This is a genomic window from Novosphingobium sp. MD-1, assembly GCF_001014975.1.
Taxonomy (GTDB): Bacteria; Pseudomonadota; Alphaproteobacteria; order Sphingomonadales; family Sphingomonadaceae; genus Novosphingobium.
Window position 1 is genome coordinate 122,988 of record NZ_BBXA01000034.1, and the last position, 21,602, is coordinate 144,589.

Below are 21,602 nucleotides of genomic sequence, written 5' to 3' on the forward strand. Positions count from 1 at the left end.
CGGCGACAACAGATCGGCGAAACGGGCGCTCCCGCCGTCCGAATTGCGGCGGCGGGAGGTCCGGACGCGCGTTACTGGTTGTTCTGACGCCCGAGGAAGCGCGGAATATTCAGTGCGCCGCCATCATCCTCGTCATCGGCCGCCTTGCCGCTGCCACGCGAAAGATTGGCCATGCGTTCGAACAGCGTGCTGCCACCGCCACCCGGCGCCACGCGCGGGGTGGCGCGTTCGGCCGGGGCCTCGGATGCCTCGCCACCGAAACGCGGGGGAGCACCGATTTCCTCGGACCCGCCGAGCACGAGTTCGTCGTTGCCCGCCGCCGAAGCCGGCGGCACGGGCGCGGCATGTTCCTCGCTGAGATCGAGCGTGAGGTCGAGGGCTTCCGGTTCCGGAGTGGCCTCCGCCACGGGCGGCGTCCAGGCAGGAACGGGCTCGGGAGCCTGCTGCACGGGCGGCGCGGGTTCGGGCGCGGCGACGGGGGCCGTCGTCGGGAACGCCGGACCGCGCGAGGCGCCGGGAAGGTTGAGCGGGCGCGCGGCCTGTTCGGCCATTTCGGCGCTCTGCTCGATACCCGTGGCCACGACCGAGACGCGGATCTTGCCATCGAGATCCGGATTGAACGCCGAACCCCAGATGATGTTGGCGTTGGGATCGACCAGTTCGCGGATATGGTTGGCCGCTTCGTCGACTTCGAGCAGCTTCATGTCGTCGCCGCCGATGATCGAGATGATCACGCCGCGGGCACCCTGCATCGACACGCCATCGAGCAGCGGATTGGCGATGGCGCGTTCGGCCGCTTCGAGCGCGCGGTTCGGGCCATCGCCCTCGCCCGTGCCCATCATCGCCTTGCCCATTTCGCCCATTACCGAGCGCACGTCGGCAAAGTCGAGGTTGATGAGGCCGGGCATGACCATCAGGTCGGTGATCGAGCGCACGCCCTGCTGCAGCACTTCGTCGGCCAGCTGGAACGCTTCCTTGAAGGTCGTTTCCGCCTTGGCGACCAGGAACAGGTTCTGGTTGGGGATGACGATCAGGGTATCGACGTGCTTCTGCAGTTCCTCGATGCCCGATTCCGCCGAACGCATCCGGCGCGTGCCTTCGAACAGGAACGGCTTGGTGACCACGCCCACGGTCAGCACGCCCTTCTTGCGCGCGACTTCGGCGATGACCGGCGCGGCACCGGTGCCGGTGCCGCCGCCCATCCCGGCGGCGATGAAGCACATGTGGACGCCGTCGAGCGCGCGCTCGATCTCTTCCATCGTCTCTTCGGCGGCGGCGCGGCCGACTTCGGGCCGCGCGCCCGCGCCCAGGCCCTGCGTGATCGCCGGCCCAAGCTGGATGCGGTTTTCGGCGATCGAGTTGTTCAGCGCCTGCGCATCGGTGTTCACGACGACGAAATCGACGCCTTCGATCCCGGCGCTGATCATGTTGGCGATGGCGTTTCCGCCCGCGCCGCCAACACCGATCACCGTGATGCGGGGCCGAAGCTCATCGATGGCCGGCGGTCCGATGTTGATGCTCATAGCGGTCTCCCGTTCGGGTTGGGTGCGTTTCGGTTGAACTTAGCCGACCTGTGGCACAGTTGGATTCGTCGAATAAAGGTTAAATAGACCTTTTCCACAGGATGAGCGGCCGAATGGTTCGCAAAATCCGCTATTCAGGCGCGCAGCGGTGGATAACTTGCCGTGATCGGGCGCGCACATCAGAAGTATTCCCGCAACGCCCGATAGACCCGCGTGACGAGTCCCAGGCCGGAATAGCGCGCGCTGGGCTGGTAGGCTGGGCCAACCGCGCGGATGTCCACCGGATCGGCGGCGGCATAGAGCACCAGCCCGACGAGCGTGGAGGAACTGGGCGTGGCAAGGCCGGGCGGCAGGCCGATCATCGTCGGCGGCGCGCCGATCCGCACCGGCCGGCCGAGCGCGGACTGCGCGTAATCGGCCAGCCCCGGCAGTTGCGCGCCCCCGCCCGTGAGCACGACCTGCTGGCCGCGCTGCCCTGAGAAACCCATGCCTTTCAGCGCCTTGCCCACTTCTTCTGTGAAGTGTCCGAGCTGCTGGGTGATGACCGAGATCAGTTCGGCACGGGGAATGCGGTTCTTGTCGTCCGCGTGGCGCGCCAGCGGCCCCGCGCCTTCGGGATCGCCCGGCGCGTTGACCGGGATCATCTCGCGGTGATCGGCCGGGCTGGCGATGGCCGAGCCGGACATGCACTTGAGCCGCTCGGCCTGGTAGCGGCGGATACCGAAGGCCGAGGCAACGGCGTCCGTGATGTCGCCCGAACCGAACGGAATGACCTGCATGCCCAGCAACATGCCGGCGGCATAGACCGAAACGGTCGTCACTTCCGCGCCGAATTCCACCAGCGCGACGCCGAGTTCGCGCTCTTCCGGCGTCAGGCAGGCATGACCCGCTGCAACCGGCGAACCGACCACGGCCTCGACCTCCAGATGCGCGTTCTGCACGGTCTCGGTCAGGTTCCGGATGGGCGCGCCATCGGCCAGCATGACGTGGATGTCCACCGCCAGCCGTTCGGCATGGAGCCCCTTGGGGTTGGGCACGCCATGCGCGCCATCGAGCGTGTAGTGCGCGGGCTGCGCGTGCAGCACCATGCGGCCATCGGGCTGGATCACCTCGCGCCCGGCAACGAGCAGATGCTCGATATCGTCCTGCTCGATGCGGCGGCCGCCGATGTCCACCTCGACCCGGGCGGTAGTGCTCACCAGCCCCGCGCCGGAGCAGCCGATCCACACCTTCTGCACGCCGGTGTTGGCCATCTTCTCGGCCCGTTCGATCGCGTCGCGCACCGAATGAGTGGCGGCCTGCATGTCGGTCACATAGCCGCGCTTGATCCCCTGCGCGGCGCGGTGGCCCGATCCGAGCACGATCATCTCGCCCGTTTCCGAAAGCCCGGCGATCATCGCCGAAACGCGGAACGAGCCGATGTTGACCGCAGCGAAAAGCCTGGTGATGCGCGGAGCCGCCACGGCCTACTGATCCTTCTCCGCCGCCTTCGCCCGGGCGAGTTGCGCCGCCTTCTTCGCGGCGGCCTTGGCCTCGGCGGCGGCGCGCTGATCGGCCGCCACTTCGTCGGCGTGACCGGGCACGCGCAGGTACATGCGATCGGACGCACGCATGTCGAAGCTCGCCACCTTGCCGCCGAGCAGGCGGTTCACCCCGTCCATCCGCGCGAAGCCGAGCAGTGCGCTTGCGGACTGGTCATCGCCTTCGGGCAGCGCCAGCACCTGCCCGGTCTTGAACATGATGTTCCAGCGACGGTTGCCGATCCATTCGGCTTCGGCGACCTGCGGCTTCAGCGCCGGGGCGACATCGAGCAGGCGCCCGAGATCCTGCACCTTTTCACCCGCGCCTTCGCCTTCCAGCACCAGCATGCCCTTGGCGCGCGCGGCCGAAACGGGTTCGAGCTCGTGCCCGGTATCGTCGATCAGCACCAGCTTGCCGCCCTTGCGCAGCACCGCGTGGGGCGATCGTTCGACGATGTCCACCACCAGCGTATCGGGCAACTGGCGCGAAACGCGCGCGTCCTTGACCCACGAAAGCTGCATCAGATCACCGCGCAACCCGTCGATATCGAGCCGGGGCATCGACTGATCGCGCTGGCCCAGCACCTTTTCGTAAATCTTCAGCTCGTTCATGCGGTTGACGCCGCGCACTTCGACGCGCTTGACCTCGAACCCGGCGCCCGAAGCGACCTGCGCCAGCTTTTCCTGCGCCAGCATCGGCACGCCGGCCATGCTGGCGACCACCCACACGAGCATCGCCGCCACGCCGAGGATCACCGCCAGCACGATCCGGTGCAGCGTCTCCTCGCTGAACGGCAGCCACTGCATCACGCCGTCGATGACGTTACCGGTTTGCTTCTTCGCGGTGGCCACCTTGCGCTGCGCGCCCTTGGCCGCCGCCGCGCGCCGCACGCCCTTGCCGCTCCGCCGGATCGTCTGCGCCATGGTTCAGCCCTTCCCCTGCGCGGCAACAAGGCCCTGCGTGGCGGTCAGGCCCAGCGCGTCGGCCACGATCGCCTCGACCAGATCGGCATAGCTCATGCCCACGTGCCGCGCCTGTTCGGGCACGAGGCTGAGCGGGGTCATCCCCGGCTGGGTGTTCACTTCCAGCAGGAACAAGCCCGACAGGCCAGGCTGTTCATCGTCCCAGCGGAAATCGGACCGGCTGGTGCCCTTGCAGCCCAGCAGCACGTGCGCGCGCAGCGCCATGTCCTTGCAAGCCTCGGTGATCTCGGCCGGAATCTCGGCCGGACAGATGTGGTCCGTCATCCCTTCGGTGTATTTGGCGTCGAAATCGTAGAAGCCCGACTTGGGTCGCAGCTCGGTGACGCCCAGCGCCCACGGGCCATCGGCGCCGGCGATGACCGCCGTGGTCAGCTCCCGGCCGCGGATATAGGGTTCGGCCAGGAGTTCGTCGAACTCCTGCCACGGCCCCTTGGCCTCCGCGCTGATCGGGTTGCCGTAGTTCCCTTCGGCCGTGACGATGGCGACGCCGACCGACGATCCTTCGTTGACGGGCTTGAGGACATAGGGGCGCGGTAGCGGATCGGCGCGGTGGAGATCGGGAGTGCGGACCATCGTGCCCTGCGGCATGGCGATGCCGTGCGGCACCAGCGCCTGCTTGGTCAGTTCCTTGTCGATGGCGATGACCGAAGTGACCATGCCCGAATGGGTATAGGGAAGGCCCATCAGATCGAGCATCCCCTGCACCGCGCCGTCTTCCCCCGGCACGCCATGCAGCGCGTTGAACACCACATCCGGCTTCGCTTCGGCCAGACGCAGCGCCACCGCGCGGTCCATGTCGATCCGCGTGACCGTGTGGCCGCGCTCTTCCAGCGCCCTGGCGACGCCTTCGCCGGACATCAACGAGACCGGCCGTTCGTTCGACCAGCCGCCCATCAGGACCGCGACGTGGAGTTTGGGCAATGACACTTCAACAGTCTCCGTTCGTGTCGAGATACAAACCGGTCACGGCTTGCCCACCCGCTGGATTTCCCATTGCAACTCCACGCCCGACTGTTCCTTCACCCGGCGTCGCACTTCTTCACCCAGCGCCTCGATGTCGGCGCTGGAGGCGGTGCCGGTGTTGATGAGGAAGTTGGTGTGCTTTTCGCTGACCTGCGCCCCGCCCACAGTGAGACCCCGGCAGCCGGCACGGTCAACCAGTTCCCACGCCTTTGCCCCATCGGGGTTTTTGAACGTGCTGCCGCCGGTCTTGCTGCGCAGCGGCTGGCTGGCTTCGCGCGCGGCGGAAATGCGGTCCATTTCGGCCTGGATCGCTTGCGCGTCGCCCGGCCGGCCCCGAAACCGCGCGCCGATCACGATCGCGCCTTCGGGCAGTTCGGAATGGCGATAGGTATAGCCCAGGTCCGCGACCGGCAGCGTGACCCGTTCGCCCGAGCGCAGGACCACGTCGCAATCGACCATCACGTCCTTGACCTCGGAGCCGTAAGCACCGCCGTTCATCCGGCAGAAGCCGCCGACGGTGCCGGGGATCGAGCGCAGGAATTCCAGCCCCGCGATGCCGGCATCGCGCGCGGTGGAGGACACGAGAATGCCCGATGCGCCGCCGCCGCAATCGAGCGTGACGCCATCCACCCGCGCCACTTTCGCGAACGCCTTGCCCAGCCGCACCACCACGCCCGGAACGCCACCATCGCGCACGATCAGGTTGGACCCCAGCCCCAGCGCCATGACCGGCACGGCAGGATCGAGATCGCGCAGGAACGCGCAGAGGTCATCCGCGTCCTTCGGTTCGAACAGCCACTGCGCCGCGCCGCCGGACTTGAACCAGACCAGCGGGGCGAGCGGGGCGTTTTGAGTGAGCTTTCCCCTGACCCCGTTCGTGTCGAGCGAAGTCGAGACACCTTGCGCCGCGCTGCCCGTGTCTCGACTTCGCTCGACACGAACGGATGGTGCGGAGTTGGTCACGCCGCCACCCCCTGCGCCCTGATGGCATCGGCAAGGCCCGCCGCCCACTTGGTGATATCGCCCGCGCCCAGGCAGACGATCATGTCCCCGGGCTGGACCAGCGGCGCGAGTTCCTGCGCCAGCGCATCCGCCCCGGCGATCAGGTGCGCCGAACGGTGACCCCGCGCCTTGACGCCTTCGACCAGCGCGGCCGCGTCCACGCCCTCGATCGGCGCTTCGCCGGCGGGATAGACCGGCGCGACATAGACCACGTCGGCATCGTTGAACGCGCCCTGGAAGTCTTCCATGTGATCGCGCAGGCGGGTGAAGCGGTGCGGCTGGACCACGGCGATGACGCGGTTCTGCACGCCTTCGCGCGCGGCGGCGAGCACGGCGCGGATTTCGACCGGGTGATGGCCGTAATCGTCGATGACCACGGCCGAACCGCCGTCCACCGCGATCTCGCCCACCTTGGTAAAGCGGCGCTTGACCCCGCCGAACTTGCCGAAGCCGGCGCGGATGAGGTCATCCGACACGCCCATTTCCACGGCAACGGCCACGGCGGCCAGCGCGTTCTGGACGTTGTGGCGGCCGGGCATGGGCAATTCGATGCCCTCGATGCGGCGGAACGAGCCGTCGCGCTGGCGCAGCACGGCGGTGAAGCGGTTGCCGCCGGGAATCGGCGTTACGCCCTCGCCGCGCACGTCGGCCTGCGCGGAAAAGCCATAGGTGATGACGCGGCGGTCGCGCACCTTGGGGATGATCGCCTGCACTTCCGGATGATCGATGCACAGCATCGCCGCGCCGTAGAACGGCACGTTCTCGATGAACTCGACGAAGGCCGATTTCACCCGGTCGAAGCTGCCGTAGTGATCGAGGTGTTCGGGATCGATGTTGGTGACGATCGCCAGCGTGCCATCGAGCCGCAGGAACGAACCATCGCTTTCGTCGGCTTCCACCACCATCCAGTCCGACGCGCCAAGGCGGGCGTTCGAGCCGTAGGAATTGATGATGCCGCCGTTGATGACCGTGGGATCGACCCCGCCCGCATCGAGCAGCGCCGCGACCATCGAGGTAGTGGTGGTCTTGCCGTGGGTGCCGGCCACGGCCACGGTGTTCTTGAGCCGCATCAGCTCCGCCAGCATTTCCGCACGGCGCACCACCGGCACGCGCGCCTCGAGGGCGGCGACAACTTCGGGATTTTCGCGCCGGACGGCGGTGGAAGTAACGACCACGGCCGCGCCTTCGACGTTCTCCGCCTTGTGGCCGATCATCACCGCGATGCCGCGCTTGCGCAGACCTTCGACGACATAGCTTTCGGCGATGTCCGAACCCTGCACCGAATAGCCCATGTTGTGCATGACTTCGGCAATGCCGGACATGCCGATGCCGCCGATGCCGACGAAATGGATCGTGCCGATATCTGTGCCGACACCCTTCATGCGCGGACTCCGGTGTTGCGCGGCGCGCTTGCGCCCAGCGCGACCTGTTCCGAAGTCGCCGTCTTGCCGCCTTCCATCCGGATCACGTCCTGAAGCGGCGCCGCACCGAAGCTTTCGACCAGATCCGCCAGATCGGTGACGGCGTTGGGCAGGCCGCAGTTCCAGGCGGCATGCGCGGCGTTGGCGAGGGATTGGGGATGAAGCGCCATGGTCTGAATCTGCTTGGCCAGTTCCTTGGGCGTGAAGCCGGTCTGCCGGATCGCGCGCGCGCCGCCAGCGGCAACGATCTCGCGCGTGTTGGCGGCCTGGTGATCGTCGGTGGCGATCGGCAGGGGCACCAGAATGGCGGGACGGCCCACGGCGGTGAGTTCGGCGATGGTCGAGGCGCCGGCGCGGCCAATGAACAGGTGCGCTTCGGCCAGGCGGCCGGCCATGTCCTCGAAATAGGTGCCGAGTTCGGCCGGGATCTGGTGCGCCGCATAGCGGGCGCGGACGGCCTCCAGGTCTTCCGCGCGGCACTGTTGCGTGACCTGCAGGCGATGGCGCAGGGCGGGCGGCAGCATGGCGAGGCCATCGGGCACGACTTCGGACAGCACCGAAGCGCCCTGGCTGCCGCCGGTGACAAGCACACGGAACAGGCCTTCCTCGGTAAATTCGGGGAACGGCTCGCTACGCAGCGCCAGCACTTCGGGCCGGACCGGATTGCCGACGAGGTGGACCTTGCCCCACAGCTTGGGATCGAGCCGGTCGACCTCGTGATAGGACGTGGCGATGGCGTTGACGCGCTTCGCCAGCAGCCGGTTGACGCGTCCCAGCACCGCGTTCTGTTCGTGGATCACCGTGGGAATGCCGGCGGACTGCGCGGCGATCAGCGCCGGGAACGCGGGATAGCCGCCGAAACCGATCACGCAGGACGGTTCGAAGCTTTCGAACAGGCGGAGCGCCATGGCGCGGCCAGCCCAGATCGCGCGCAAGCCCTTCAGCAGCGTAAGCGGGTTCTTGCCCAGCCGGCCCGCCGGCAGGACATGCGCGGGCATGAACGCGGGCTTGCCCGGTATCTTCGCACCGCGATCGTCCGTGACGAGCGCGACGTGATGGCCGCGCCGTTCCAGCTCCACAGCAAGCGCAAAGGCGGGCAGCAAGTGCCCGCCCGTACCGCCAGCGGCGAGGACATAATGCCGTGATACCGCGCTCATTTTCGCGGGAACTCCCCGATCGTGAATGACTCGCGCGTCAGATAGGGATTCCGGCGGGTAATGGCGAGCAGGAAGCCGACCCCGAGCAACAGGGCGATGGTGGACGAACCGCCATAGCTGATGAGCGGCAGCGTCATGCCCTTGGACGGGAACAGTTGCAGGTTGACGAGGATGTTGATGAACGCCTGCCCGACAAGCTGCGCGGTCAGCCCGGCGGCGGCCAGCACGGTGAACAGGTCTTCCTCTTCCACCAGCCGCATCAGCACGCGCACGGCAACCGCGCAGTAGAGCATCACGATCACCGCGCAGGCGATCAGGCCGAATTCCTCGCCTATCACCGAAAAGATGTAGTCGGTATGCGCCTCGGGCAGCGCGTTCTTGCGCGCGCCCAGCCACAGCCCGGCCCCGCTCCACCCGCCGGCAACGAGCGTGCGCATGGCAAGGTCAACCTGGTCGAACTCGCTGCCGCCGTTGAGGAAATTGTCGATGCGGTGGGTGGCGTTGGGGTAGAACAGGTAGGCGGCGATCACCAGCATGACGGCCCCGCCGGCAACCCACAGCAACCGCGCGATCGGCAGGCCCGAGAGCAGCACCAGCACGAACCACACCCCGCAGAACAGCACGGTCGAGCCGAAATCGGGCTGGAGCATGAGCAGCCCGCCAATGGTGCAGAGCAGGGCCAGCGAGATGGTGATGACCGGCAGGTTGGGATCGCGCACGCGCCACGAGAGAATCCATGCGACGGTGATCGCGAAAGCCGGTTTCAGGAATTCCGAAGGCTGGAGGCTGAAGCCGATCCAAAGCCAGCGCCTGGCGCCCTTCACCTCGCCGCCGACCAGTGGAACCAGCACGAGCGCCAGCACCATCGCCCCGCACAGCATGATCGCCAACCGCCGCGCCGATTCGCGGGGCAGCAGCGAGGCGATGAACATCACGGTCAGCCCCACCGCCAGCCAGCGCAGGTGGATCCAGAAGAAATAGAGGTCGCCCAGCGATTTCTGCGCGGTGGACAGGCGGTGCGCGCTGGCCGGCGACGCGGCGGCCACGGCCACCGCGCCGACGGTGAGCAGGGTGAGGATCAGGCCGAGCAGCACCCGGTCGATCTCGCGCCACCAGATCAGCAGTTCGCTGCGCCGGGTACGGCGGAAACGATGCGCCGCACCGACGAGGCGGACCCCGCCTTCGCGCGTGGTGGTGGTGACGAGGCGTGTGGGAGTGGTGTTCATCGCCGGCCGTTCACCCTTCCCCCGGCCCGCCGGTCAACGCTTCCACGATCTGGCGGAAGGCATCGCCACGCGCTTCGAAATCGCGGAACTGGTCGAAGCTGGCACAGGCCGGCGAGAGCATGACGACATCGCCCGGCCGCGCGGCGGCGATCGCCTGGCTGACCGCATCGCATAGCATCTCGCTGCGGCTGACGGGCATCACCGGTTCGAGGATCTCGGCGAAGCGCGGCCCCGCCTCGCCGATGGTATAGGCCGCGACGACGTGATCGAAGAACGGCGCGCATTCGTCGAGATCGTCGCCCTTGGGCAGCCCGCCGACGATCCAGTGGATGCGCGGGAAAGCGGCCAGCGCGGGCGCCGTAGAGGCAGGGTTGGTCGCCTTGCTGTCGTTGATGAACAGCACGCCGCGCGCCTCGGCCACGCGTTCCATGCGGTGCGGCAAGCCCTTGAACGATTGCAGCGCCGGGCGCCACTGGCTTTCGTTCAGGCCTAGCAGGCGCGCGATTTCCACGGCGATGGCCGCGTTTTGCAGGTTGTGCGGGCCTTGCAGCGAGGGCCAGTCCGCCTGCCCCGCCAGCGCCGCCGGATCGACGACGTGAACGAAGCCCGCGCTCCGGCCAACCGCTACGTCTTCGGCGATGCGCAGGGTGTGCGGATCGCCGCAGCCGAACACCGCGTGCTGGTCGGCGCGCTGCATGGCGAACAGCCGCGCCTTGGACGCGGCGTAGCCGGCGAAGCCATCGTAGCGGTCCAGGTGATCGGGGCTGAGATTGATCAGCGCGGCGACGTCCGCCGCCAGGCCATAGGTCAGGTCGATCTGGTAGCTCGACAGTTCGAGCACATAGACGCCCCCGGCCGGCAGCGGCTCCTGCCCCAGCACGGGCAGGCCGATGTTGCCGCCCATGCGCACCGGCAGCGCCGCGCTCTTGCACAAGTGATGCACCAGCGCGGTGGTGGTGGACTTGCCGTTGGTGCCGGTGATGGCGACGACACGGTGCGCGGGCAGATCGCCGCGTGCCTGCGCGAACAGTTCGATATCGCCGATCACGGGCACCCCGGCGGCGCGGGCATAGTCCGCGATGGGGTGGCGGTTGAGCGGCACGCCGGGCGAGACGACGACGCCATCGAACCCGGCAAGGTCGATCGTCAGCGGATCGGCGATCGTGGCCCGGCCTTCCAGCGTGGCGCGGGCTTCCTCGCGGTTGTCCCACGCCGTCACCTGCGCACCGCTGGCCAGCAGCGTTTCCACGCTGGTCAGCCCCGACCGGGCGAGGCCGAGGACCGCATAGCGCTTGCCGGCAAAGGCGGAGGAGACGATCATGCCCGGATCATCGCACCTTCAGCGTGGCGAGGCCGAGCAGCGCCAGCACGATCGAGACGATCCAGAAGCGGATCACGACGGTCGATTCCTTCCAGCCGAGCTGCTCGAAATGGTGGTGGATCGGCGCCATGCGGAACACGCGCTTGCCGGTGCGCTTATAGACCGAGACCTGGATGATGACCGAAACGGCCTCCATCACGAACAGGCCACCGACGATCGCCAGCACGATCTCGTGATGGGCAGATACCGCGATCACGCCCAGCGTGCCGCCCAGCGCAAGGCTGCCGGTATCGCCCATGAACACCGCGGCAGGCGGGGCGTTGAACCACAGGAAGGCAAGGCACGCGCCCATCACCGCCGCGCAGTAGATCGCCAGTTCGCCCGCGCCGGGAACGTGCGGAATGCCCAGGTAATGCGCATAGTCCACGCGGCCGGCGAGGTAGGCGATGATCGCGAACGTGCCCGCCGCGATCACCACCGGCATCGTCGCCAACCCGTCCAGCCCGTCGGTCAGGTTCACGGCATTGCCCGCGCCGACGATGACGAAGGCAGCAAAGACGTAGTAGAACGGCCCCAGCGGGATATAGAGGTTGCTGAACACCGGCACGTAGAGGTTGGTTTCCCCCACCACCAGCCAGGCGGCAACGCCCGCGACGACGAATTCGCCAAGCAGGCGGACCTTGGCCGGCACGCCCTTGTGCGCGTACTTGGTGACCTTGTCGTAATCGTCGAGGAAGCCGATCAGACCGAAGCCGAGCGTGACGACCAGGCAGGCCCAGACATAGCGGCTGGTCACGTCCATCCACAGCAGCAGGCCCAGCGTGAGCGCGATGACGATCATCAGCCCGCCCATGGTGGGCGTGCCGCGCTTGGCGAGGTGGCTTTGCGGCCCGTCCTCGCGGATAGGCTGGCCCTTGCCCTGCCGCACGCGCAGCATGTTGATGAAGCGCGGGCCGATCAGCAGGCCCACGAACAGCGCGGTCAGCAGCGAGGCGCCGGCGCGGAAGCTCTGGTAACGGAAAAGATTGGTCAGGCCTTCATAGTGAAGCCAGTGCGCCAGCAGATAGAGCATTCAGTTTTCCCTGGCCGTGAGCGCGCGGACAAGCACTCCCAATCCGACCGAATTCGAACCCTTCACGAGCATGGCGTCGCCACCCTCGACCCCTTCGGAAGCAAGGCGTTCAGCCGCTTCCGCCGTCGTTTCCACATGAGCCATCTCGATTCGCCGGGCAAGCGGCGCGGCGGCGCTTTTCCCCAGCGCCTCGGCCAATGGCGCCATTTCGGCACCGACCAGAATCACCCGATCGACACCCGCCTCGATCAGCGGCACGGCCAGTTCGCGGTGATAGCGTGCCTCGTCGGCGCCCAGTTCCTTCATCGCCCCCAGCACGGCGATCCGCCGGCGCGCGGGCGTGGCCCCCAGTTGCAGGATCGTGGCGCGCATCGAGGCGGGGTTGGCGTTGTAGCTTTCGTCGATCAGCAGCGCCTCGCCCGATCCATCGCCGCGCGGCGCGGGAATGCGATGGCGCGCGCCGCGCCCGGCAAGCCCTTCCATCTCCGCGAGCGCCAGCCCGGCCGCGCCAAGATCGCCGCCGACCGCCTCGACAGCCGCCATCACCGCCAGCGAATTGGCGACCCAGTGCGCGCCCGGCATGGCGATGGTGTAGCACAGCTTGCGCGTGCCGAGATCGACGGTGACGAGCGTGCCGCCACTCCCGCCATTCAGGGCCGGGGCAGGAACCGCATCGATCAGCCGGACCTGCGCCTCGCGCGAAACACCAAAGCCGAGCACGCGCGCGGCGTGGCGCTCCGCCTTGGCGCGCAGCCGGGCATAGTGCGGGCTGTCCGCCGGGATGATCGCGGTGCCGCCCGGTTCCAGCCCTTCGAAAATCTCGCCCTTGGCGTCGGCGATGGCCTCCTCGCCGGAGAAATGGCCGATGTGCGCCGGGGCGATGGTGGTGACGATGGCGACATGGGGGCGGACCAGCCGGGTCAGCGCGGACAGCTCGCCCGCATGGTTCATGCCCATCTCGAACACGCCGAAGCGCGTGCGCGCCGGCATCCGCGCCAGGCTGAGCGGCACACCGACATGGTTGTTGTAGCTCTTGACCGAACGGTGCGCCCGGCCCCGGCTGCCGCGATCGAGCGCGGCGTAAAGCGCTTCCTTGACCCCGGTCTTGCCCGCGGAGCCGGTCACACCAATGATCCCGGCATCGACTCTCGCACGCGCGGCGCGGCCCAGGTCCTCGAGCGCGTGGAAGGTATCGGCAACGCGGACATGCGGCCACGGCACATCGCGATCGACCACGGCGGCCTGCGCGCCGCGCCCGAACGCGCCTTCCAGAAAGCGGTGCCCGTCGGCGGCTTCGCCCTTCAGAGCGAAGAACAGATCACCTTCGGCCACGGCACGGCTGTCGATCTCGACGCCGGAGACGCTGAAATCGCCCGATGCGGTGCCCCCGGTGGCGGCGGCGATGTCGCGCGCGGTCCACAGGGCGAGGCCAAGATCGTCACCGGCTTCGACCGGCCAGCTCAGCATGGCGGGGTGGGCGTTCATGGTTCAGGTCCCTCCGGCCGGTCCGGCGCATTCGCGCGCCACCTGCACATCGTCGAACGGCAGGATGCGGGTGGCGTCGCCCCGGCCCACGATCTGCCCCTGTTCGTGGCCCTTGCCGGCGACCAGCACGATGTCATCCCCGGTCGCCTCGGCAATGGCGGCGGCGATGGCCGCACGGCGATCACCGATCTCGCGCGCACCCGCGGTGCAGCCGGCGAGCACGGCCTTGCGGATGTCCGCCGGGTCTTCGCCGCGCGGATTGTCATCGGTGACGATGACGAGATCGGAGCCGGCGCAGGCGGCGCGGCCCATTTCCGGGCGCTTGCCACCATCGCGATCCCCGCCCGCGCCGAACACGGTGATGAGGCGGCCCTTCACGTGCGGACGAAGCGCGGCGATGGCGGCCTCGATCGCATCGGGGGTGTGCGCGTAATCGACATAGACCGGCGCGCCGGCGCGGCTGATCGCGGCGCGTTCCAGCCGCCCGCGCACCGGCTGGAGCCGGCCGAGCGCCTCGAACGCGCGGTCCGCATCGCCACCAGTGGCCAGCACCAGCCCGGCCGCGACCAGCGCGTTGGCGGCCTGATAGGCGCCGATCAGCGGCAGGTTGACCTTGCGCGTCTTGCGCTGGCCTTCGGCGCCGTATTCGATCTCCAGCGTCTGCCCGAGTTGGGTGGGCGTGCGCGACAGCAGGCGGATGCCATCGCCCTTCGCGCCGACCGTCAGCAGGTTGAGCCCGCGCGCCGCCGCATGGGCCACGGCCTTGCCGGACCAGGCATCGTCGTCCGCCCAGATCACCGCCGTCCCGTCATCGGCCACGACATCATCGAACAGACGCATCTTGGCAGCGAAGTAATCATCCATCGTCGCGTGGTAATCGAGATGGTCGCGGCTAAGGTTGGTGAACGCCCCGGCCACGACGTGCAGGCCCTCGTTGCGGTACTGCGACAGGCCGTGGCTCGACGCTTCGTAGGCGACATGCGTCACGCCCTCACGCGCCAGCCCGGTCATGTTCGCAAGGAACGTGACGATATCGGGCGTGGTAAGGCCGGTGGAAACGGATTCGTCCGCCGTGGTCACGCCCAGCGTGCCGATCGAGGCGGCGGAATAGCCGGCCATGCGCCAGAGCTGCCGCGTCATCTCTACCGTGGAGGTCTTGCCGTTGGTGCCGGTGACGGCGACCACGGTTTCGGGAACGGGCGTGAAGAAGCGCGCGGCGAGCCGGGCAAAGGCGCGGCGCGGCTCTGCATCCGCGATATGGACAGCGCCCACCACGGTCGCCTCGGGCCGGGCGACGACGGCGACCGCGCCAGCCGCGACGGCATCGGCGATGAAATCCTCGCCATTGAAACGCGCGCCCACAAACGCGCCGAACACGGTGCCGGGCGCAACCTTGCGGTGATCGATGGCGAAGCCGGTCACATCGCCGTCCGCGCCATTCGGCAGCGCGAAACCGGCTTCGTGCGCGATGATGCCCAACTTCATTCCCCGTCTCCGTTGGCGACCAGCGGCGACAGGTCGGTAATATCGACATCGCGGCTGGCATCGGGCACGACGCCCAGCAGCGGCCCGATGCGCGGCACGACCCGGCCGACGATCGGCGCGGCATTCCACGCCGACGTGCGCTGCCCGGACGTGGCGACGGTGCCCTGCGGTTCATCGAGCATGGCGATCACGACATAGCGCGGCTTGTCCATCGGGAACGCCGCCGCGAAGGTGGCGACCAGCGAGGTCCGTCGATAGCCGCCCGCGCCCGGCTTTTCGGCCGACCCGGTCTTGCCGCCGACACGGAAGCCCGAAGCGTCGGCCTTGCGGCCCGTGCCATCCACCACGATCATGCGCAGCAGTTGCCGGATGCGCGCGCTGGTGGACGCCTTGAACACGCGGCGGCCCGGCGGCACGCGCGCCGGATCGACCTTGTAGAGCGTGGCCGGGCGCCAGATGCCGCCGTTGACGAGCGCGGCATAGGCGCTGGCGAGATGGAGCGGGGTCACTGCGATGCCGTGGCCGTAGCTGACAGTCATCGTAGTGATCCGCGCCCAGTCCCCCTTGGCATCGGTTCCCCGGGGCCAGAGAGGGAAGCCCCGCGCAGGCAGTTCTATCGTGGGCCGCTCGTTCATGCCGAGCTGCATCATTGTGCGACGAAGGGCTGGTCCGCCGAGCTTGTCGGCGATCTGCGCGGTGACGATATTGGACGAATGAACCAGTGCTTCGGGCACGTTCAGCGACGGGCCGAAGTTGTGGCTATCGTGAATGGTAAAGCCGCCGATATTGAGCGGCCCGGTGGGATAGCGCACCGACAGATCGGTGATGACCCCGGCGTCGATCGCGGCGGCAACCGTAATCGGCTTGAACGTGGAGCCGAGTTCATAGACCTGGTTCGACACGCGGTTGAACACCAGGCCGTTGAACACACGATCGCTGCGGTTGGGATTGAACGAGGGCAGCGATGCGAGCGCGATCACTTCGCCGGTATCGACATCGAGGATGATGCCGGCCGCGCCTTTGGCGTTGCTTTCCAGCATACCCCGGCCGAGTTCGTCTTCGAGCGCGCCCTGAGCCCGCGCATCGATCGACAGCGCCACGGGATTCGCGCGCTGCGCCGGATCGAGCAGGCGCGGTTCCAGCACCTGCTCCATGCCGACATGGCCCTTGCCCGCCAGATCGACGAAGCCCAGTACGTTCGCCGCGAGCGAGCCCTGCGGATAGTACCGCTGGTTCTCGCGCGGGAATTCCAGCGCGGGTTCGCCCAGGGCAAAGACGTGGTTGGCCTCTTCGGGCAGGACACGCTTGCGCAGGTAGCTGGGCTTGTCGGACTTCAGGCGGCGGACGAGATCGTCATAGTCCGCATCGGGAAAGATCTGGACCAGCGCGCGCGCCACTTCTTCGGGCGTCTTGACCAGCGGGCTGCCGCCCTTTTCGCCGAACGCCTTGGGGTTGTACCACAGCGAATAGGACGGAAACGCCCGCGCCAGCGCGACGCCGTTGCGGTCGGTGATCTCGCCGCGTTCGGGCACCAGCGCATCGGCCATCGAGCGCCGGTCAGGGCTGCCTTCGAACAACCCGATCTGGACGACGCGCATAAGCGCCGTGGCCGTCAGGAACACGAAAGCGAGCAGGATAAAGAGTGCGCGTTTTTTGGCCGTCAGCAGCGCGCTCTGACGGACATTGGCCAGCTGGACCCGGCCCGATGCGATCGCGGCGGATGCGGTTAGCGCGTTCACCGGCTGATCCTGCCCTCCTTGTGCGGCGTTCCCGTCCGGGGCTTGCCAGCGGCGCTGGCCGAGCGCGAGGCGGAGGACTTGGCGGAGCCTCCCTTGTCCACAGATTTGCCGTTAGCGGTCTTGGCCGCCTTCTTCTTCGCGGCGGGCGTTGCGCCTTCGGCAGCGCGCGGACGGCCGACCGTGCCGAGCCGTTCACCCAGCGCGGCGGTGGCCGTGGCGTGATCGACATGCGCCGCCGGCGCGTCGGTCTGCGCGATCGCTTCTTCCGCCTGCGCCGACTTGCCGGTGAGCGGCGAGACCATCGTGGGGAACGCGGCCGAGGCGATCACGCTGTCATCGGCCGAGGCGACGCGGATCGGCGCGGGTGCATCCGGATCGGCCGGCTTGCTGAGCGAGGCGAGTTGCCGTTCGTTTTCAAGATACTGCCCGGCGGTGGGTGCCACATAGCCGAATTCGATGTCGTTCCACGACTTGAGCTGCTGCTGGTTGGCGCGCGTTTCGAATTCGGTTTCGAGGTACATCTTCTCCTGCTTGAGCGCGACGATGCGCTGCTCCGCGCGATGCACCTGGCTGCGCAGCGCGTTGACGCGGAACGACAGCGCCAGCACCACCGCACCGCACAGCGCGAGCAGGACGACCCAGCCGATCGAACGCAGGCGGTTGGCGGTCACGATCATGCGGCGAGGCTCCCGGATGTGGCGCGCGCGGGCGCAGCGGTGCGAACCGCCCAGCGCAAGGTGGCGGAGCGGGCACGCGGGTTGCGCGCCTCTTCGGCGGAGGTGGGACGGATGGCGGACGAAGGCTTTTCGAAAACCGGCTTCGCGGTGCTGGCAAGCTGCGGCAGATGGCGCGATCCAGCGGGCATGGCGCCGGCCGCTTCGCGCAGAAACTGCTTGACGATGCGGTCTTCCAGGCTGTGGAAGCTGACCACGGCGAGCCGCCCGCCCTGCGCGAGCATCCGTTCCGCTCCGGCCAGCCCGGCGACGAGTTCATCGAGTTCGCCGTTCACATGGATGCGGATGGCCTGGAAGCTGCGCGTGGCCGGGTCCTTGGGCGCGCCGGGGCGATGGCCCAGCGCCTTGCGCACCACGGCGGCAAGCTGGCCGGTGGTTTCCAGCGGACGCGCCGCCACGATCGCGCGCGCCACGCGGCGCGACTGGCGCTCCTCGCCATAGCGGTAGAGCACGTCGGCGATCGCCTGCTCGTCCGCCTCGTTGAGGAAATCGGCCGCGCTCGGCCCGTCCTGCGACATGCGCATGTCAAGCGGGCCGTCCGACGAGAACGCGAAGCCGCGCGCGGCCTGATCGAGCTGCATCGAGCTGACGCCGATGTCGAAGACCACGCCCTGCACAGCGGTGACACCGGCTTCAGCCAGCCCTTCGGCCAGCTCCGAGAACCGGCGCGGATGCAGCACCAGGCGCGGCGCATCGCCCTGCGCCTCGGGCCAGCGCCGCCCGGCGGCGATCGCGTCGGGATCGCGATCGAAGGCATGGACGGTGGCACCGGCGGCAAGCAGGCGGCGGGTATAGCCGCCCGCGCCGAACGTGGCATCGACGATCACGTCGCCCGGCGACGGCGCGAGCGCTTCCACCACTTCATCGAGCAGGACGGGAACGTGCGGGCCGAATCCGGTTGCGGGACCGGTTTCGGACGAAGGCAGGGGCGCGGTCACTTGCGCTTCCCCTTCGCCAGATCCGCCATCTTGGCACGGCAACCGGCCTGCGCCGCTTCCCAGCCCGGCCCCATGTCGAGCAGGATGCGGGGATTCCAGATGGTGATCTGGGTGCCGCCACCCTGGAAGAACAGGCCGTCCTCCACCTGGCCAAGTTCGGCGAGGTGGTCGGGCAGGACGAAGCGGCCGGAATCGTCGAAGCTGGCGCGGTGGAAGCCGTAAAGCTGCGCGGCGCGCATGTCGCGATCGAAGTCAAGGCCGAGGCGAAGCGCCTTGTCCTCTTCGCGGTCGATGTCGGCGGCGAACTGTTCGCTGCGGGAAAGGCCGAAGCCGACCAGGCAGGGCAGGCGGTGATGCTTGTCGATGCAGAGGATGCGCTGACCGTCAGACGCGTCGCGGACATCGGCGCGGAAATCGGAGGGCAGGACGAAGCGACCCTTTTCGCCGCGCGGCGAAAAGCCCTGTCCCACGTAATTTGACGGCCCTCCCGCCACGCCGAATACCCCGCTCGAAGACGAAAGGCTCCACCCCCGGCCCACGCTCGCGCGCAAGCCGGCCGATCCCCCGCGGATACGGCCTGGAGTTCATCCCGATGGACCATCATTAACCGGGGACATCACGGGCGGAAAGGGGAAAATGCGGGAAATTACGTCCAGAACCTGAATCCCAAGCACTTTTTCCACACGCTTCATCGCAATGTTGCACGTTGTACTTGATTTGTTTCTATCTGGAAACGCCCAAAAAATGCGGGACTCGTGCGACCCCGCACCTAAGCCCCTCCGCCTTTCCCGTATTTTCCCGTGGAGTCGCCGGCTCAGCCCGCGAACGCGTCTTCCAGCAACGAATCCAGCGCCGCCGCGCGCTTTCCGTCGGCGTCGGAGGGTTCGAACAGCGCGGCATCGGCCACGATCAGCGCACGGCCCCGCCCGATCCGGCAGCGCGCAACCAGCCCTTCGCGCACGATCGCGCATCGCGCGTCATGCCCGCCCGGGCGCGGCGCGAGCTGCCCGGGCAGATTGACGGGAAGCGCAGCGCCCGCGCTTTCCCGCGCCGCGTCATGCTCGCCCGCCGGCTGATCCTCGTCGAAGCGCAGTTCCAGCCCCCAGCGCGCGAGGATCGGCGAAAGCAGCACGATGTCCTGCGGGCGGCGGCGATCGCCCAGCGCATAGGTGCTGTCCGCCGTGAGCATCGGATCGGCGAACAGCAGCAGACGCCCCCCCGCCCGCACCCAGTCATCCAGCGCGACATTCTCCTGCGGCGCGAGCGGACGGGGTTGCGCCAGCAGCAGGAAGCGCGCGTCCAGCGGCGGGGCCAGCAGCGTATCGCGCGCGACGAGCGTGTAGTGTGCTTCCAGCGCGCGGCGCGCCCAGTGCGGCGGTGCATCGGCGCGCAGCATGGCGGCCAGGTCCGGCGTTTCGTTCCACAGGATCGGCAGGCTGGTGAACAGCATCAGGCGCGGACGCTCCTGCGCGGAGACCGCGCGCGAGCCGCTGGATTTCCACGCCACACCCGCGCCCACCACCAGCGCGCAGACCAGCAGCGCCGCACCGAAGCGCCACCGGCGCGATACAGCCATGCGCGCGACGGAAATCAGTGCTGGGGCGCGGCGGCGGGCGCCGTCTTGTCGGCCGGACGGTTGGCCGCTGGCAGTTCCGGCGTCACACCCATGTCGACCAGCGGATCGTTCGCCGGCGTGGTGCTGGCCGATGCGGACGCGTCGGGATCGGCCACGGCCGAAGCATCGGCCATGTAGGCGCGATCGAGAATGACGTTGGCCAGGCCTACGAGCAGCAGCATCGCCGCCAGCCCGAACAGCCCGATCTGGAGGCGGTGGACCACTTGCGCGCGCAGTTCGCGCGGAGTGGGCGGAACGTGGTGAATGGGCGCCTTCGCCATGCCGCCCGCCTGCGCCGCGCCATGGCCCGCGCCCGGCACGGATTGCGCGGCGCGGCCGGATCGACGCGAAGGGAAGCCGAAAAGAGCCATCCCGGGCAGATTATCCTATTGTTGCAGCCATGGAAATACCGGCAGATTCTTGGCCTTCAGCCATTCCGGGTTGTAGAGCGAGGACAGGTAGCGGAAGCCGGTGTCGCACAGGATCGTGGCCACGCGCGGGTGCGGCCGCCCTTCCGCCACCAGCTTGCGCCCCAGCGCCACCGCGCCGGCCACGTTGATCCCGCTCGACAGGCCAAGGCACAGCCCTTCCTCGGCCAGCAAGCGGCTGACCCACAGCAGGCCTTCCTCGTCCGAGATGCGGAACTGGGTATCGATCGGCGCGCCTTCGAGGTTGGCGGTGATGCGCCCCTGCCCGATCCCTTCGGCCACCGACGATCCTTCGGCCTTCAACTCACCGCAGGCGTAGTAGTTGTAAAGCGCCGCGCCGTGCGGATCGGTGAGCGCGATCGTGATGTCCTCATCGAACGCCTTGAGGCCCAGACTGGTGCCGGCGATCGTGCCGCCTGTGCCCGCCGCGCAGGTAAAGCCGTCGATGCGGTGCTCCATCTGCTCCCAGATTTCGGGCGCGGTGCTTTCGATGTGCGCGCGGCGGTTGGCGATATTGTCGAACTGGTTGGCCCAGATCGCGCCTTCGGTCTCCTCGGCGATGCGGCGCGAGGTGTGGACGAAGTGGCCGGGATTGGAAAACGGCGCGGCGGGAACGAGCACGAGTTCGGCGCGCAGCGCGCGCAGCGTGTCCATCTTCTCGCGCGATTGCGTTTCGGGCATGACGATCACGGTCTTGTAGCCGAGCGCGTTGGCGACGAGCGCGAGGCCGATGCCGGTGTTGCCCGCCGTGCCTTCGACGATCGTGCCGCCGGGCTGGAGCAGGCCCTTCTCCTCGGCATCGCGCACGATCCACAGTGCGGCCCGGTCCTTCACCGACGCGCCGGGGTTGGCGAATTCGCACTTGCCGAAGATGTCGCACCCCGCTTCCTCGCTTGGCCCCTTAAGCCGAACGAGCGGGGTGTTGCCGATGAGCGAAAGCGTGTCGGGAAGAAGGACGGGTACGGTCATGGTCAAGGAGTTAGGCGGCC

At 68.2% G+C, this 21,602-nt stretch carries 19 protein-coding genes; all 19 read right to left on the reverse strand.

All coding sequences use genetic code 11. The features are described from left to right. Window positions 1–71 precede the first annotated feature (71 nt). Window positions 72–1,523, reverse strand: a complete 1,452-nt coding sequence (gene ftsZ, locus NMD1_RS20650) for a cell division protein FtsZ (protein ID WP_125957104.1) — start codon at window positions 1,521–1,523, stop codon at window positions 72–74. A 179-nt stretch (window positions 1,524–1,702) separates the two neighbouring features. Next, complete coding sequence (ftsA, locus tag NMD1_RS20655; protein WP_125957106.1) at window positions 1,703–2,986, reverse strand: cell division protein FtsA; 1,284 nt, start codon at window positions 2,984–2,986, stop codon at window positions 1,703–1,705. 3 nt (window positions 2,987–2,989) lie between these two features. Then, a complete protein-coding gene (locus NMD1_RS20660) occupies window positions 2,990–3,967 on the reverse strand; it encodes a cell division protein FtsQ/DivIB (RefSeq protein WP_124809026.1) in 978 nt (325 codons plus the stop codon). Window positions 3,968–3,970: 3 nt separating this feature from the next. Continuing rightward, complete coding sequence (locus tag NMD1_RS20665) at window positions 3,971–4,954, reverse strand: D-alanine--D-alanine ligase (RefSeq protein ID WP_125957109.1); 984 nt, start codon at window positions 4,952–4,954, stop codon at window positions 3,971–3,973. A 36-nt stretch (window positions 4,955–4,990) separates the two neighbouring features. After that, entirely contained in the window at window positions 4,991–5,953 is a 963-nt protein-coding gene (murB, locus tag NMD1_RS20670; protein ID WP_125957111.1) for a UDP-N-acetylmuramate dehydrogenase, read from the reverse strand. Beyond that, a complete protein-coding gene (murC, locus tag NMD1_RS20675; RefSeq protein WP_125957113.1) occupies window positions 5,950–7,374 on the reverse strand; it encodes a UDP-N-acetylmuramate--L-alanine ligase in 1,425 nt (474 codons plus the stop codon). The genes murB and murC overlap by 4 nt, the downstream gene beginning before the upstream one ends. Further along, window positions 7,371–8,570 carry an undecaprenyldiphospho-muramoylpentapeptide beta-N-acetylglucosaminyltransferase gene (gene murG, locus NMD1_RS20680; protein ID WP_125957116.1) on the reverse strand — a complete coding sequence of 400 codons (1,200 nt, stop codon included), beginning with the start codon at window positions 8,568–8,570 and terminating at the stop codon, window positions 7,371–7,373. Before murG ends, murC begins: the two co-directional genes overlap by 4 nt. Then, window positions 8,567–9,796: an FtsW/RodA/SpoVE family cell cycle protein gene (locus NMD1_RS20685; protein WP_124809021.1), complete on the reverse strand. Its 1,230-nt coding sequence runs from the start codon at window positions 9,794–9,796 to the stop codon at window positions 8,567–8,569. Before NMD1_RS20685 ends, murG begins: the two co-directional genes overlap by 4 nt. Before the next feature lie 10 nt (window positions 9,797–9,806). Further along, entirely contained in the window at window positions 9,807–11,117 is a 1,311-nt protein-coding gene (gene murD / locus NMD1_RS20690) for a UDP-N-acetylmuramoyl-L-alanine--D-glutamate ligase (protein ID WP_125957119.1), read from the reverse strand. Window positions 11,118–11,124: 7 nt separating this feature from the next. Beyond that, complete coding sequence (gene mraY / locus NMD1_RS20695) at window positions 11,125–12,189, reverse strand: phospho-N-acetylmuramoyl-pentapeptide-transferase (RefSeq protein WP_124809019.1); 1,065 nt, start codon at window positions 12,187–12,189, stop codon at window positions 11,125–11,127. Beyond that, the gene (gene murF, locus NMD1_RS20700; RefSeq protein ID WP_125957122.1) at window positions 12,190–13,674 is read right to left on the reverse strand and encodes a UDP-N-acetylmuramoyl-tripeptide--D-alanyl-D-alanine ligase; all 1,485 of its coding nucleotides are present in this window, start codon (window positions 13,672–13,674) and stop codon (window positions 12,190–12,192) included. Window positions 13,675–13,677: 3 nt separating this feature from the next. Beyond that, the gene (locus tag NMD1_RS20705; RefSeq protein WP_125957124.1) at window positions 13,678–15,159 is read right to left on the reverse strand and encodes a UDP-N-acetylmuramoyl-L-alanyl-D-glutamate--2,6-diaminopimelate ligase; all 1,482 of its coding nucleotides are present in this window, start codon (window positions 15,157–15,159) and stop codon (window positions 13,678–13,680) included. Continuing rightward, window positions 15,156–16,898 (reverse strand): penicillin-binding protein 2, encoded by a 1,743-nt coding sequence (locus tag NMD1_RS20710; RefSeq protein WP_125957126.1) that lies wholly within the window; start codon window positions 16,896–16,898, stop codon window positions 15,156–15,158. Before NMD1_RS20710 ends, NMD1_RS20705 begins: the two co-directional genes overlap by 4 nt. Next, a complete protein-coding gene (locus NMD1_RS20715) occupies window positions 16,895–17,575 on the reverse strand; it encodes a hypothetical protein (RefSeq protein ID WP_125957128.1) in 681 nt (226 codons plus the stop codon). Before NMD1_RS20715 ends, NMD1_RS20710 begins: the two co-directional genes overlap by 4 nt. Then, the gene (gene rsmH, locus NMD1_RS20720) at window positions 17,572–18,570 is read right to left on the reverse strand and encodes a 16S rRNA (cytosine(1402)-N(4))-methyltransferase RsmH (RefSeq protein ID WP_233497901.1); all 999 of its coding nucleotides are present in this window, start codon (window positions 18,568–18,570) and stop codon (window positions 17,572–17,574) included. Before rsmH ends, NMD1_RS20715 begins: the two co-directional genes overlap by 4 nt. Beyond that, on the reverse strand, window positions 18,567–19,121 hold the full coding sequence (locus NMD1_RS20725; RefSeq protein WP_206694638.1) for a division/cell wall cluster transcriptional repressor MraZ: 555 nt from the start codon (window positions 19,119–19,121) through the stop codon (window positions 18,567–18,569). Before NMD1_RS20725 ends, rsmH begins: the two co-directional genes overlap by 4 nt. A 263-nt stretch (window positions 19,122–19,384) precedes the next feature. Then, complete coding sequence (locus NMD1_RS20730) at window positions 19,385–20,146, reverse strand: ABC transporter (protein WP_125957130.1); 762 nt, start codon at window positions 20,144–20,146, stop codon at window positions 19,385–19,387. A 14-nt stretch (window positions 20,147–20,160) separates the two neighbouring features. Further along, entirely contained in the window at window positions 20,161–20,556 is a 396-nt protein-coding gene (locus NMD1_RS20735; protein ID WP_125957133.1) for a hypothetical protein, read from the reverse strand. 15 nt (window positions 20,557–20,571) lie between these two features. Then, window positions 20,572–21,582, reverse strand: coding sequence for a cysteine synthase A (locus NMD1_RS20740; protein WP_125957135.1), 1,011 nt, complete (start codon window positions 21,580–21,582; stop codon window positions 20,572–20,574). Window positions 21,583–21,602 lie beyond the last annotated feature (20 nt).

What these genes read in the sequence shown, in the direction of transcription:
- murD (WP_125957119.1), bottom strand. Translation starts at nt 11,117, where the DNA reads ATGATCGTCTCCTCCGCCTTTGCCGGCAAGCGCTATGCGGTCCTCGGC.
- mraY (WP_124809019.1), bottom strand. Translation starts at nt 12,189, where the DNA reads ATGCTCTATCTGCTGGCGCACTGGCTTCACTATGAAGGCCTGACCAAT.
- murF (WP_125957122.1), bottom strand. Translation starts at nt 13,674, where the DNA reads ATGAACGCCCACCCCGCCATGCTGAGCTGGCCGGTCGAAGCCGGTGAC.
- NMD1_RS20740 (WP_125957135.1), bottom strand. Translation starts at nt 21,582, where the DNA reads ATGACCGTACCCGTCCTTCTTCCCGACACGCTTTCGCTCATCGGCAAC.
- murG (WP_125957116.1), bottom strand. Translation starts at nt 8,570, where the DNA reads ATGAGCGCGGTATCACGGCATTATGTCCTCGCCGCTGGCGGTACGGGC.
- murC (WP_125957113.1), bottom strand. Translation starts at nt 7,374, where the DNA reads ATGAAGGGTGTCGGCACAGATATCGGCACGATCCATTTCGTCGGCATC.
- NMD1_RS20685 (WP_124809021.1), bottom strand. Translation starts at nt 9,796, where the DNA reads ATGAACACCACTCCCACACGCCTCGTCACCACCACCACGCGCGAAGGC.
- NMD1_RS20705 (WP_125957124.1), bottom strand. Translation starts at nt 15,159, where the DNA reads ATGAAGTTGGGCATCATCGCGCACGAAGCCGGTTTCGCGCTGCCGAAT.
- NMD1_RS20735 (WP_125957133.1), bottom strand. Translation starts at nt 20,556, where the DNA reads ATGGCTCTTTTCGGCTTCCCTTCGCGTCGATCCGGCCGCGCCGCGCAA.
- NMD1_RS20730 (WP_125957130.1), bottom strand. Translation starts at nt 20,146, where the DNA reads ATGGCTGTATCGCGCCGGTGGCGCTTCGGTGCGGCGCTGCTGGTCTGC.
- NMD1_RS20660 (WP_124809026.1), bottom strand. Translation starts at nt 3,967, where the DNA reads ATGGCGCAGACGATCCGGCGGAGCGGCAAGGGCGTGCGGCGCGCGGCG.
- NMD1_RS20715 (WP_125957128.1), bottom strand. Translation starts at nt 17,575, where the DNA reads ATGATCGTGACCGCCAACCGCCTGCGTTCGATCGGCTGGGTCGTCCTG.
- ftsZ (WP_125957104.1), bottom strand. Translation starts at nt 1,523, where the DNA reads ATGAGCATCAACATCGGACCGCCGGCCATCGATGAGCTTCGGCCCCGC.